The sequence below is a fragment of the Sphingobacteriales bacterium genome, from assembly GCA_016700115.1.
Lineage (GTDB): Bacteria > Bacteroidota > Bacteroidia > Chitinophagales > UBA2359 > UBA2359.
Genome location: CP064999.1, coordinates 4,083,083 through 4,096,979, shown reverse-complemented (window position 1 = coordinate 4,096,979; position 13,897 = coordinate 4,083,083). Strand labels below are relative to the sequence as shown.

12 protein-coding genes are annotated in these 13,897 nt (G+C 40.2%); 5 read left to right on the top strand and 7 right to left on the bottom strand.

The annotated features are described in order from the left end of the window. Window positions 1-194: 194 nt before the first annotated feature. From IPM47_14530 to lgt, 6 genes are read right to left on the bottom strand one after another with little or no spacing between them, the layout of a single operon-like run. On the bottom strand, window positions 195-1,157 hold the full coding sequence (locus IPM47_14530) for an inositol phosphorylceramide synthase (GenBank protein QQS28076.1): 963 nt from the start codon (window positions 1,155-1,157) through the stop codon (window positions 195-197). A 6-nt stretch (window positions 1,158-1,163) separates the two neighbouring features. Then, entirely contained in the window at window positions 1,164-2,819 is a 1,656-nt protein-coding gene (locus IPM47_14525) for an NAD(P)/FAD-dependent oxidoreductase (GenBank protein ID QQS28075.1), read from the bottom strand. Window positions 2,820-2,872: 53 nt separating this feature from the next. Next, complete coding sequence (locus tag IPM47_14520; protein ID QQS28074.1) at window positions 2,873-3,253, bottom strand: hypothetical protein; 381 nt, start codon at window positions 3,251-3,253, stop codon at window positions 2,873-2,875. A gap of 10 nt (window positions 3,254-3,263) precedes the next feature. Further along, window positions 3,264-4,487: an RsmB/NOP family class I SAM-dependent RNA methyltransferase gene (locus IPM47_14515; GenBank protein ID QQS28073.1), complete on the bottom strand. Its 1,224-nt coding sequence runs from the start codon at window positions 4,485-4,487 to the stop codon at window positions 3,264-3,266. Window positions 4,488-4,498: 11 nt separating this feature from the next. Continuing rightward, window positions 4,499-5,839 (bottom strand): tRNA lysidine(34) synthetase TilS, encoded by a 1,341-nt coding sequence (gene tilS, locus IPM47_14510; GenBank protein ID QQS28072.1) that lies wholly within the window; start codon window positions 5,837-5,839, stop codon window positions 4,499-4,501. 32 nt (window positions 5,840-5,871) lie between these two features. Further along, window positions 5,872-6,648 carry a prolipoprotein diacylglyceryl transferase gene (gene lgt / locus IPM47_14505; GenBank protein QQS28071.1) on the bottom strand — a complete coding sequence of 259 codons (777 nt, stop codon included), beginning with the start codon at window positions 6,646-6,648 and terminating at the stop codon, window positions 5,872-5,874. A 200-nt stretch (window positions 6,649-6,848) separates the two neighbouring features. Between lgt and IPM47_14500 the strand changes: the two genes are divergently transcribed. Beyond that, window positions 6,849-7,400, top strand: a complete 552-nt coding sequence (locus IPM47_14500; GenBank protein QQS31486.1) for a hypothetical protein — start codon at window positions 6,849-6,851, stop codon at window positions 7,398-7,400. Between the two features lie 122 nt (window positions 7,401-7,522). Here IPM47_14500 and IPM47_14495 read toward each other — a convergent pair whose 3' ends face one another. Further along, window positions 7,523-8,716: a pyridoxal phosphate-dependent aminotransferase gene (locus tag IPM47_14495; GenBank protein QQS28070.1), complete on the bottom strand. Its 1,194-nt coding sequence runs from the start codon at window positions 8,714-8,716 to the stop codon at window positions 7,523-7,525. A gap of 287 nt (window positions 8,717-9,003) precedes the next feature. Between IPM47_14495 and IPM47_14490 the strand changes: the two genes are divergently transcribed. The 4 genes from IPM47_14490 (at window position 9,004) to IPM47_14475 (ending at window position 13,866) form a co-directional block, all read left to right on the top strand. Continuing rightward, entirely contained in the window at window positions 9,004-9,849 is an 846-nt protein-coding gene (locus IPM47_14490) for an acetyl-CoA carboxylase carboxyltransferase subunit beta (protein ID QQS28069.1), read from the top strand. Between the two features lie 327 nt (window positions 9,850-10,176). Continuing rightward, window positions 10,177-12,798, top strand: a complete 2,622-nt coding sequence (locus IPM47_14485) for an AAA family ATPase (GenBank protein ID QQS28068.1) — start codon at window positions 10,177-10,179, stop codon at window positions 12,796-12,798. Window positions 12,799-13,050: 252 nt separating this feature from the next. Then, complete coding sequence (locus IPM47_14480; protein QQS28067.1) at window positions 13,051-13,257, top strand: hypothetical protein; 207 nt, start codon at window positions 13,051-13,053, stop codon at window positions 13,255-13,257. Between the two features lie 201 nt (window positions 13,258-13,458). After that, a complete protein-coding gene (locus IPM47_14475; GenBank protein QQS28066.1) occupies window positions 13,459-13,866 on the top strand; it encodes a 6-carboxytetrahydropterin synthase in 408 nt (135 codons plus the stop codon). Window positions 13,867-13,897 lie beyond the last annotated feature (31 nt).

The following is a 13,897-nucleotide window of genomic DNA, read 5'->3' as shown; positions in this document are numbered from 1 at the left end:
AATCGTGTAATTGAAAATGCACTTTAATATATGTAGTTCATGTAATCCCCCGATGCGAATGTATCGGGGGATTTTTATGTGCTAAAATTTGATTTATTCAAATTCAAACAACAATTTATTACCTCGCAACCCGAAAGGTTAATCTGAGGAATTCAATAGTCATACCGGCAGATTGATTGTTGGGAATTACTAATTTATCCCCCGATTTTAATTAGCAAATCCTCAAACCAAGGTTTTACCCGCTTCAGGGTAATTAATTTCTCCAGCAACCAGCAACTAAAAACAGCAGTAGCACCACCTGCAAGCACATCAATGGTATAATGATGTTGGGTATAGATGGCAGATAGCCAAATGCCGGCTGCAAAGATGAAAAAGGCAATGTTGAGCAGGCGATTTTTTAATTCTCTCCCATAGATGAAACAAACTACCGGAAAAGCACAGTGCATAGAAGGCATGGCTGCAAAAGGTGCAGGGGCTTTGGCATAAAACTTTTCAAAGAAAGAGAAACCTGTTATCTCGTCAAAATGAATCAATCCTGCCGGATGACCAATTGTCGTCGGGATAAACTCAAATCCATGTTGAGCAACATACCATGGAGGTGCAGCAGGATAAAGATAATAAATGAACATGCCCACAAACTTGGTCAGGGCGAAAGCATACATAAAGCGCAGACAAAGCTGTTTATGATATACAAACAAATAAAACCCGAACACAAGCGGAACCGGCACCCAATTGATATAGAATAAAGCAGATAAAACATCAAAAAAGGGAAGGTGAAACATCGCTGAAAGCTCATTCAAAGTATATCTCACCCCCTCATAATTAACTCCAAACCAATACTTTTCAGTCTCATACAAATCGCGGATATGAACGGTGTTAAATTCCGTGTTTGGAAATGCCCGCAAAGAATCAAATACAATTGTATATACCAAAAAGATAGCGAATGCAAAAAGAAACTGCCTCGATTTCAAATGGGCGAAGTAAAGCAGAACAACTAAAAGAAAAATGGCAACATGTTCGGTCTTCAAACCAACAACACCATAAAACCATGCAAAATAACCAATGCCGGCAAAGGTAGTCCAAAGCCATTGACCGGCAGATAACCGTCTTTCAAAACGATTTGGTTGATCAATCTGTCCGTTTGATGGTATCAACATGAGAAATCAATGAATTGAATGTTTGGCAGTCAACAAACCGGTTTCTTTAACCCTTTTTCTGATAATTGCGGGCAAATTTCGTTTCAGCAATACGGCTGAGGTCAATACTCCTCCGGTGATTGCCCCTCCAATTCCGCACGATGCGATATCCTGTCCGGTCAGGTAGAGGTTGGTGATAGGAGTTTGTGGTTTTAAAAACCGCAACGCAAACCGCTGAGGGCTATGTTCAATCCCATAAAGTTCCCCAAACTGATAATTTACAAAATGTTTAGTCGAAAGAGGAGTTGACAATTCGTGATAATCCACTTGTCCTTCTAACTGAGGCACATATTGAAAAAGCACTTTTAGAAGTCGTTGAGTCATTTCCTCCTTCCAGGTGTCGTATTCCATCCCTCTTTTTTTCCATCGGGTATCTTCCCATTTTTCAAACCATTCATAAGGGGCAAAAGTAATGATATCCACAGTTGCAGTGCCCGGATAGCGATTTTGCCAATCGGGGTCTTTTGCCGAAGGGAAAGATATATAGACCAAAGGGAAAGGCGCTGTTTCAGGATTTTGTAAGTAGTTTTCCATGTTTTCATCATGGTCATAACTATCTTCGGGATAAATCCAGAGGTTGGTTTTTGAAAGGCCCAGTTCTTCCGCTGTTTTCTTAAAACCCAGATACAATGCAATATGAGATACAGACGGCTTTACTTTTTCAATCTGATCGGGAAGTCCTAATTGATTTTGTATTTCCGGCAAAAGCAAATGTTGATAGGTATTGACTATTCCTGCATTGCTGACTATAATTTTGGAAGCGATTTCTACTCCATCTGCCATAATCAACCCCGTTGCTTTTCCATTCACAACCTTAATTTGTGAAACTTCGGCATTGGTTAAAACAGCACCTCCCGATTTTGCAATCACTGCTGCTATGGTCTCGGCAATACGACTACACCCTCCAACAGGAAAGCAGGCTCCGTTCAAAAAATGTTTAGCCACCATGGCATGTATGACAAAACTTGCGGTCTTTGGTGTTAACCCATAATCACCAAACTGTCCCGTCAAAACCCCAATTAACTGTTTGTTTTGAGTTAATCCGCTTAAAACTTCGTACACTGTTTTTTGAGACAACGAATAGTATTTGCTGCGCATCATCCCTCCAATAGCCCAGGATACAGGGGAAGGCATCGCTTTTTCAGCAAAGTACAAACGCGCAGCACGGGTGGTTTCGTAAAGCAATCCGACATAATCTTCAATCGCTTGTTGGTCGGAAGCGGAAGGAAACTGAGATTGTAGATTTGAGATAAAATTCTCTTTTCCGGCATAGAAAGGATAGACTTTTTTGCCGAAAATTATTTTGTCATATACTGCCCCCATATCAGCCCATTCCATTTGTCCATCAGTGATATAGCTAAACCAATTTGCTATATCTGTATGAGGGCGATGGATTTCACCTAAGTAATGAATTCCGACATCCCATTCATAACCGCGTCGCTTAAATGAATGGGTATATCCACCGGCGGTATAATGTCTTTCCAAAACAAGAACCCGCTTACCTTCTTTTGCCAAAATAGCGGCTACGGTCAATCCGCCAATTCCTGAACCGATGATCACCGCATTATATTTCTGATACAATAATTCAGGATGTTGTTTGTAAGAGTAAATGTTTAAGTGCATGATTTGATAAATTAAAACTGCTAATACAACAAACAAAACATGAAGCAAGCCATTTATTCGTCCGGTCTGTTTCCTAACCTTTCAATCAACTCATGGTATAAGTCCGTTAAATGGGGTGTTCTTTCTTCAATACTATGAGCAGTCAACGATACTGCCCGGTCTAAATTTTCGATGACATCTGTATAACCCATTAAGGTCAACAAGGCTTCGGCAGCATTGCATCGTATCAGATATTCAATATTCCGGTGAAGCACTTCGTACAATAACCAGCCTGCTTGTTCCAATGTAGCGCGGGTTTCCACATCGCGCCAGATTGAAGGGTAAATCCCATATCGTCCTTCCTTAATATGAAGAAGAACCTGCTCTAAAGGCATTAATTTGTATTCATTCCTTTCAGTTTCGGCTGCACGCTCATATTGTTCCTGCCAATCCATAGGTTTAGTGCTAATCAATTCTTTGCAATTTTGCCATATAAAATCCGTCAAAACCAAACTGACCGGACGAAATTCGTCTATTTTCCAACAACTTGTATCTGTTTGGATATTGTTTCAAAAATTGCGCCACCTGTTGTTCGTTTTCAGAAGGCAAAATACTGCAAGTAGCGTAAACGGCTATTCCTCCTTTTTTTAACAATGGCATATAACGTTCCAAAATCTTTTGTTGGGTTTGCTCAAACGACTTAACAGCTACGGGCGTTAACTTCCATTTCAAATCCGGCTTGCGCCGCAAGGTGCCAAGCCCGCTGCAAGGAACATCCAACAGCAAACGGTCTGTATTTTCTAAAAGTGATTTGTTTTTATCGGGAGGAAATTTGGCCGGTATTACCTCAATTTTTGCAGCATTGCGAAATGCTCTTCTTTTAAGTTCAACCAACTTTGACGGGTCGGTATCGTAAGCCATAAGCTGTCCATTATTTTTCATCAATGCTGCTAAATGCAGGGTTTTCCCGCCTGCACCGGCACAAGCATCAACTACAAGCATTCCGGGTTGAACATTTAAAAATGGCGCAACCAACTGTGAAGCAGCGTCTTGTACCTCAAACCAACCGTTCTGAAAAGCTGGTGTTTTAACTAATTGTTTGTTGGTTTCGATCACCAAAGCATCAGGTAATCCTTCTACCAAAGATGTGTTAATTTGTAATTCCCGACAAAGCGCCATCATTTTATCTTTGTCAGCTTTAAGGGTGTTGACCCTGATTACCAACGGAGCAGGCTGATTCAGTTTGGCCAATTCCTGCTCCCATTCCTTTCCCAATTGCAGCTCTGCCATCATGTCCAACCAATCGGGTATTGATTCCCGGACTGCTCGTATGGATTGTAATTGTCTGTATTTTTCTTTAACCGTTACTGCATCCAAAGACTCAAACTCGTCAAAAGAAGGCAATGGTAGTTCATTGACTATCATCCAAACCTCAATCAGTTTCCAGATTTGATGTTTAGTAGGTTCGGATATTAAAGGATAACCGGCAGTTTCACACAATAAACGCCAGTATCTGACCATTTCGTAAATGGTAAAGGCGATGGCATGTCTGTCCCTGCTTCCCCATTTTGGATTTGATTGTAACAGTTTTGGGACAACCTTATCGGCATATTGCTTATTGGTAAATATCTCAAAGAGTCCTTCAACTACTCCTTTTGCCAGATTTTGATGTTTTAAAACAGGGATCATCAGCGGGTAGGTTAAGTTTGCCGGAAGGCTGTGATTTGACAAACTTGCCGTGTGTTTGAGGTTATTTTAAACCGCTCATCAATTCGGTATCCCACTACCCAAACAATACGCCCTTTATTGTCTGCAAGAATCCAGATTTTGTCTTTTTGAATCAGGGAAAGTTTGAGGTCGGTAAAAAAACGCTTCAACTTTTTCTTTTTCAGATTCATTCCGAATGGATAAAAATAGTCGCCCATTTTCCAGCGCCGCAACACGAGGGGAAACTCTATTTTATTGACATCAAGACCTGCCAAATTTGTATCTGATGAAATGTTGTAACCTTCAGCAGGCAAATAGTTGAAAAGCAATTGCAAATCAGATTTTTCGATACTTTGTACTGACTTTTCAATGAGTGAATAGGAAGTGTCTTTGCTTGAAATAGGGGAGAGGATTAAAAACTTCCGGTCTTTCAATATTTGATGGGTATTGGAATAAACCATTTTTCCCGATTCCTGTTGAAGCGTTTCAATAATCATCTCAACCTGAGCAGCATTGAAATCAAAAGGGCGAAGCAGTTCGTATAGAACTGATTTAAGGGGGGCTATTTTTAAAAGTTTACCGATTGATATGAAATATTCCTTTTCAGAACCCGTAAATAGTTTTTTGCGATAAAAATCAATACCTGTACGATAAACCTGTTCGATTTCCTGAAACCGGAGAGAATTTTGGTAATAGGTTTCTTCCAGATTAGGGTTGATTTCTTTCAAGGCAGGAATAACTGTATGGCGGATTTTATTTCTCACGTATTTGGTTTCGGCATTGCTTTCATCTGTTCTGAAAGCAAGTTGATGTTGAAGGGCAAAATCTTCGATGTTAATTTTGGAAAGAAATAACATCGGACGAACTAACTTACCGGTCTTTGGTAAAATGCCATGAAGTCCGGCAATACCTGTTCCCTTTGTCAGGTTAAACAGCATGGTTTCTGCAATATCGTTTTGGTGATGTGCCGTAGCGATAAAAGTATATCCGTTTTCTTCCCGGATAGATTCCAGCCAATCATACCTCAAAGCACGCGCAGCCATTTGAACCGAAACCTGGTTATCACCGGCAAACTGAAGCGTATCAAAACGAACAGAATAATAAGATACCTGATACTTGTCGGCCAACTGTGCAACAAAAGTTTCATCATCATCAGCAGCCTTCCCCCTTAACTGAAAATTACAATGAGCAATCCCAAACGGTATCTTACTTTGAAACATCAATTCACATAAGACCACTGAGTCAACGCCTCCGCTAACTGCAAGAAGCAATTGGTTGTTTTTCTGTACACGGCAGGAATCAAATAAAAATCGGGTAAATTGCTGAAGCATCATAAACTGACCGGATAAACTAAAAATTGGAATGGTTAAACTGCCTTTGTATTATACTGACGATGTAAACACCAAATCAAAATAATGATTCCAAAAACAGCTAAAGCCACATTGAACGGTTGTGAAACCTCTGTTTGTTCTTTTAAAAACTCCAGTAAAAAACGTCCGGTGAAGGTAAGGGTAAAAAACAAGCCGGATAACAATCCTAAGGGTAAATTGCGTTTTTGATGCAGTAAAAATAAACCGCAGAGTATTGAAAACAACAACAAGGCTTCGTAAAGTTGCGAGGGATGACGGGGAAGGGTATCGCGTTGTTCAAACACAAAAGCCCAGGGCATTGAGGTGGGTTTCCCGATGATTTCAGAATTCATCAGGTTGCCAATACGTATTAACCCTCCAATTGCAGCAGCAGGAACCACTAAAATATCCACCAGTTGAAAATAGGATAAAATCTTGTACTTTCTGAGAAATAACCAGGTAGCAACAAAACCGCCAATAGCAGCCCCATGACTCGCCAAGCCGCCATGCCAGATATACAAAATCTCGGTGGGATGGGCAAGGTAATAGTTTAAATCATAAAACAAAATATGCCCAAGCCGCGCTCCAATAACTCCCCCTATAAATTGATATTGAACCAATTGGGCAACTACCTTAACCGGCAGATTGCGTTTTTTGAACATTAAAACCAATATCCAATATCCGGACAAAACCGCAAAGGCAAACATTACTCCATACCATTTCAGCTTTAACCAACCAAAATCTATCAAGTATGGGCTTGGATTCCAAGGTATTTGTAAAATGAAATCTTGCATCTGAGCATTAAGATGTGTTGTCGTATAATCTCAAGTTTGATTTAAATGTCTATCTTTACCCTCCTAATTTGTCATCGCGACACATTAAATACAAACAAGCATCAAAGATAGCCTGACCTTTAAAATAAGTAACTCATCTAACAACCTTACTTGATAAATCTTGTTCAATACCATTAATCATGATAACTATGAAAAATTATATGCTCTCCCCCCGTTTTATCTCTCTCAGTGTTTTAGTACTATTTGCCGCAATGAGCAGATTGCTGCCACATCCCCCAAATTTTACCCCAATTGCTGCCGTTGCATTGTTTGGTGCTGCATATTTTAAACCAAGATGGTTGGCGGTATTCATCCCTTTGCTGAGTCTTTGGATAAGCGATCTGATTTTAAATAATGCAGTCTATGCCGAATATGCCGATGGATTTGTATGGTTCACCGGTTCTCTGATTTGGATATACGGAAGTTTCTTATTGATTTCTTTGTTGGGATTTTTTATACTGCAAAACATAACTGCCGGCAGAGTAATAGGGGTCAGTTTAATAGCCTCCGTTTTGTTTTTTCTGATTTCTAATTTCGGGGTTTGGGTTTCTTCCGGCATATATCCAATATCCGCAGAAGGATTACTGTCTTGCTACACAGCAGCATTGCCATTCTTTGGCAATACAATATTGGGAGATTTGTGTTATTCAGGAGCCATGTTTGCAAGTTTTGCTTTGCTCCAAAAAAGATTTCCTGTGCTGCATTTAGCATAAAAATCCTTTCTTCATTTTTATACAATTAAAAAAAGCGGGTTACAATTCAGTAGCCCGCTTTTTTGGTTGGAGGAATACAGTTAACTTTCAGTATATCCTGAAAAACAATCGAACAACAGGTATTATGCCAACCGCGCCAATTGCGTTTTCATTCTTTGGCAGGCTTCAATGATATTTTCCTCCGAAGTGGCATAAGAAATTCTAATGCAGTTTTCGTTGCCGAATGCCTGTCCGTTTACGGTGGAGACATGGGCTTTGTGCAACAAATACATACTCAGGTCATCTGTATTGTTGATCGTCATTTCACCGTCCGATTTGCCCAAATAAAAACTTACATCAGGAAAAACATAAAACGCACCATCAGGAACATCTGTAATCAATCCCGGTATTTCCTTGAGCAAGGATAGTATCAAATCTCGTCTTTTTTTGAACGCATCGCGCATTTCTATCGTAGGGGTTAAATCTCCGGTAAGTGCAGCAATTGCGGCTCTTTGTGCGATTGAACAGGTGGCTGAAGTAAACTGTCCCTGCATTTTGTCGCAGGCTTTGGCTATGGCAAGTGGCGCAGCTAAGTATCCCAAACGCCATCCGGTCATCGCAAACCCTTTGGATAATCCGTTGACGGTAATTACGCGATCTTTAATAAAATCAAATTGTGCCAGACTTTCATGTTTGCCAACATAATTGATGTATTCATAAATTTCATCCGAAACGACATAAAGATTGTCGTACTGAACAATTACTTCAGCCAGAGCACGCAATTCTTCCTTGCTATAAACTGCCCCGGTGGGATTGCAGGGAGAAGAAAAAATTATAAGCTTAGAGTTAGGTTTGATAGCTTTGGCCAATTGGTCGGGAGTTATCTTAAACCCGGTTTCAATACCCGCCGGTATTTCGGTAGCGATGCCCTCGGCAAGTTCAACTTGTGCAGCATAACTTACCCAATAAGGACTTGGTAAAAGCACTTCCTCTCCCGGATTGACCAAACACAAAACAACGTTGGCAATAGACTGTTTAGCTCCGGTTGAAATTACAATTTGTTCGGGAGTATAATCCAATCCGTTATCGCGTTTCAACTTTTGAACAATTGCCTGTCGCACATCTAAGTAGCCCGAGACAGGAGTATAATGCGAAAAGTTTTCGTCAATCGCTTGTTTGGCGGCAGTTTTAATATGCTCGGGGGTATCAAAATCAGGTTCTCCAAGGCTAAGGTTGATGACTTTTACTCCTTGCCCCTGAAGTTGACGGGCTAAAGCAGCCATTTTCAGGGTATCAGATTCATTTAAATTGACAATGCGGTCAGATAACTTAATCATGTGGGTTATTGGTGAATGAAAAAAAGCGGCAAAAAAAGTGATGCCTTATTTCGGGGTGCAAAAGTACGAAAGCATTTTTGATTTAAGATGGGCGAGTTTAAAATGAAACATCGCTTCCATAAGATAATTTGTTTAGTGGAACAATCAAATCACCCTTCTTTGTAAAGCCTTCAAATCTGATTTAGAATTAAAAAAATGGCAGATCGAAAAGATATAAATCCGCACAAATAGTTTACCTTCGTTGCCGGACCCATCCACACAAAGATTCTAACAAACTATACAAGGCTATGAATTGGTTTCAACGCAATATTAAAGGGATATTTACCAAAACTACTGAAAAGAGGGAAGCACCGGATGGTGTTTGGCACCGTTGTGAAAATTGCAAAGTAACCATTCCTTCGAAAGAGCATAAAAACAATTTTTACGTATGCTCCAATTGTGATTACCATGACCGGATTGATTCGGAGCAATACTTCCAGATATTGTTCGACAATAAACAGTATGAGAAATTGTTTTCCAATCTTCGCCCAATTGACATGCTTTCGTTTACAGACACCAAAAGCTACGATCAAAGATTGAAACAGACTCAAAAACAAACATCTTTGGATGATGCCATGCAAGTAGCCTGGGGTATGGTTGAAGGGAACGCTTTATGTGTTGCAGCTATGGATTTTAAATTTATCGGAGGATCAATGGGTTCTGTCGTAGGAGAAAAAATAGCGCGTGCCATAGATTATTGTATTTCTAAAAAAATGCCTCTCCTTATAATTTCAAAATCCGGAGGAGCCAGAATGATGGAAGCCGCTTTCTCTTTGATGCAAATGGCCAAAACTTCTGCTAAGCTATCTCAATTGTCAGATGCCGGAGTGCCATTTATTTCTTTAATGACCGATCCTACAACCGGCGGAGTTACAGCCTCTTATGCCATGTTGGGCGATTTGAATATTGCAGAGCCAAAAGCACTTATCGGGTTTGCCGGACCAAGGGTTATCAAAGAAACTATTAAAAAAGACCTGCCCGAAGATTTTCAAACCTCTGAATTTCTGCTGGAGCACGGATTCCTTGATTTTATAGTTCACAGGCGCTACCTTAAAGCCAAATTAGGTGAATTGCTATCCCATTTCAGCCATTAATTCCTGCATAAATTTTTGTTCTGCTTATATAGAATTGGTAAGCCAAATCACAATTTAAGTTTTGCAGTTTGTAGTTGTTAATTCAGCCGATTGGTTTTGTAAAACTACAACGTGTTTGATATATTATCGAAATTAGAATCATCAGACAATACCTGGCAATTCTGTTGCCGTTGATGGACTAAAGATCGGTATTGTTGTCAGTTTTGGATTGATTATCTGCCACTTTTGCCGAATTATGGTATTAGGAACATGAATTGATGGTTATGTTTTTCATGCCTGAATTTTTTTAGGCTGAACAAGCATATCGCATTTTCAAAACCTGAATTCATGAATTTTAACAACTTCACCATAAAATCACAAGAGGCTATCGCATCAGCACAAGGCGAGGCATTCAACCTTTCCAATCAAACGACCGAAACTGTTCACTTGCTGAAGGGGCTTTTGGATGTTGATGAAAATGTTATCCCCTTTCTTTTTAAAAAAACCGGTGCTAATCTGGGGCGACTGAAGAAGAAAGTCAATGATGCGTTGGAACGTTATCCAAAAGTTGCCAATGTTTCACAGCCTTATCCCTCCCCTCGAATGGGGCAAGCCATATTTAAAGCACAGGCAATCGCCAAAGAATATAAAGACGAATTTGTTTCGGTCGAACATCTGTTGTTGGCCATCATGGATGTTGGTGGGGAAGCAGCAACTTTGCTTACCGATGAAAATATTGTAAAGCCGGATCTGGAAAAAGCCATTAAAGAACTGAGACAAGGTGAAACTGTTACGGAAGCCTCGGCCGAAGAAAGATACAATGCGTTGCAGAAATATGCCAAAAACCTGAATGAATTGGCAAGACAAGGTTTGTTGGATCCTGTTATAGGGCGCGATGAGGAAATCAGGAGGGTATTGCATATTTTATCGCGAAGAACCAAAAACAATCCCATTCTTGTTGGTGCTCCGGGTGTTGGTAAAACTGCAATTGCAGAAGGCATTGCCCATCGAATTGTCAATGCAGATGTGCCTGAAAATCTGAAAACAAAGGTCATTTATGCATTAGATATGGGTGCTTTACTTGCCGGTGCTAAATATCGGGGAGATTTTGAGGAAAGACTTAAAGCAGTAATCAGAGAAATCACTAAAGCGAATGGGCAAATCATTTTGTTCATTGACGAAATTCATACTTTAGTCGGAGCAGGTGCAACGGAAGGCAGCTCGATGGATGCAGCCAATATTCTTAAACCGGCATTAGCTAAAGGAGAGCTAAGGGCTGTTGGTGCCACTACTTTGAATGAGTACCAAAAATATTTTGAGAAAGACAAGGCTTTGGAGCGGCGTTTTCAAAAAGTAATAATTGAAGAGCCCTCCCCTGAAGACAGCATCAGCATTTTGAGAGGACTGAAAGAGCGATATGAAACACATCACAAAGTAAAGATTAAAGACGAAGCAATTATCAGTGCTGTAGAGTTAAGTCATCGTTATATTTCAGACCGTTTTTTACCCGATAAAGCAATTGACCTGATAGATGAGGCTGCTGCCAAACTGAGAATGGAAATCGATTCTGTTCCGGAGGGATTATATGATATCGAAAAGCAAATCAGAAAGTTAGAAATAGAACGGGAGGCGGTAAAAAGAGAAGAGGATAATTCTCAATTGAAACTGATTGAATCTAAGTTGGCTGTTTTGATGGCACAACAGGAGGAATATAAACTGAGATGGCAGGGTGAGAAGGACTTGATTGATGGGATACAGGCGCAAAAAAGAGCGATAGAAGCCTATAAGACAGAGGCAGAAACAGCAGAGCGACTTGGCGATTATGGCAAAGTTGCCGAAATCAGATATGGGAAGGTTAAAGAGGCGGAATCTTTAGTCGAGGAACTGGAAGAAAAACTTCAGGCACTTGGAATGGGAAGAATTATGAAAGAGGAAGTTGACTCTGAAGACATTGCTGTAATTATCGCAAAATGGACAAATATTCCGGTAATGAGGATGTTGGAAGGCGAGCGTCACAAACTTTTGCATTTGGAAGAAAACCTGCATAAAAGAGTGGTGGGACAAAGCCGAGCTGTGGAAGTGATTGCCGATGCCATCAGACGGAGCCGCGCCGGGCTGAATGAGCCTGATCGTCCTATTGGTTCTTTTATTTTTCTCGGAACTACCGGGGTTGGTAAAACGGAACTGGCAAAAGCATTGGCTGAACTTTTGTTTGACAACGAAAGCTCGTTAACCCGAATAGATATGTCGGAGTATCAGGAGGCAGTGTCCATTACTAAGTTAATCGGTTCTGCACCGGGTTATGTCGGTTATGAAGAAGGGGGACAATTGACAGAGGCTGTCCGTCAAAAACCTTATTCCGTTATTTTGTTGGATGAAATAGAAAAAGCGCATCCCGATGTTTTCAACCTGCTTTTACAAATTCTGGAAGACGGACGGTTGACTGACAATAAAGGGCGAACTGTTAATTTCAAAAACACGGTAATCATAATGACTTCTAACTTAGGGGCTGCCATCATTCAGGAAAATTTTGAAGAGGCTGATGAAAAGCAAATCCCCGAAGTTTACCGTCAAACCAAAAGACAGGTGTTTGAATTGTTGAGAAAAACCTTCCGCCCCGAGTTTTTAAATCGTGTTGATGAGATCATCATGTTCAAACCCTTGACTAAACGGGAACTCAGCGAAATTTTCCGCATACAGCTTAAACGTTTGGAAGCTATGCTCGAAAAGCAGCAAATTCAATTGTTGGTTACAGAGGATGCTGCTGAGTATTTGATAGAAAATGGCTACGATTTGCTCTATGGAGCCCGCCCTTTGCAGCAATTGATTAAACAACGCATTTCGAATGTCATATCCCGGAAAATTCTTGCCGGAGAATTGCCCGCAGGTTCTTTGTTGCAGGTAGATGCCATTGATGGGAAATTGGTGTTTTACCCGGTGAAAACCCCCGATTTGGAATCTTTGATTTAAGTCAGTTGATTTATCAGCGTTTAAAAATTGCCAGTAAAACCCTGCCGTTTGAAAATCAGAGATATAGTCTGACCTGATAAGATTGGAATATCAGGAAAGACTATCAGTTTACCTGTTCTCGTGTTTGGTGTTTTTTTAAGCGCAAGCGAAGGTTAATTTTCTACATAAGCAATATTGTATTCAGCTTTTGAATATCTTTACCCCGCAAATCATTCATCTGTTTATCATCTCAACAGAATTTTCTTTATCATCATGAACGTTTTAAAAATATTCGCCGTCTTACTGACTGTTGCCGGAATGTTGTTGTTGATTTATGCTTGTTTGGCTTTTATGGGTAATGTAAATGTCAATGGCAGCAAACTTAGCATTATGGCTCCGACTTTGTTGGGTATGATTTTTTTTGGAGGCGGATTGTATTTGTTCAGATACTTGGTTACCGGCAGCAATAAAGTCAGATAATGGCGCTCGTTTAGATTGGCAATTTTTGCAAATTGCTCATTTGTTAATAAACCTGCCTTTTTACTTTTTAAATTGGGATTAAATTATCGTGTTTGGTTTATACTCCCTAATTACTGCTCAACAAACCGTTAAACCTAATTTTTACTTGCAGGGACACCCAATCCTGTTTACCTTTGCCGGGAAAAGCAAACCACCAAGTCAATGATGTATCTGACAAGAAGGGAGCGTTTTAACGCCGCCCACAAATTATATAACCCTACCTTCAGCAAAGAACAAAACGAAGCTGTTTTTGGCAAATGTGCCAATGCCAACTGGCATGGTCATAACTATGAACTTTTTGTAACGGTAAAAGGCAGCCCTGACCCACAAACCGGTTTTATTATCAACGTAAAAGACCTGAGCGATTTAATTCGTGAACATGTTATTGAACATCTGGATCATAAAAACCTCAACTTAGATGTTCCGTTTTTGGAGGGCATGTTTACTTCTACCGAGAATGTTGCAAAAGCTATCTGGGAGCAATTAGCGCCTCATTTGACCGGTTGTTCGCTTCATTGCATCAAATTGGTTGAAACAGAAAATATTTATGTCGAATATTTTGGCGATTAAGTGGTAGTTTTCGCTTTGTTATCGCACTATT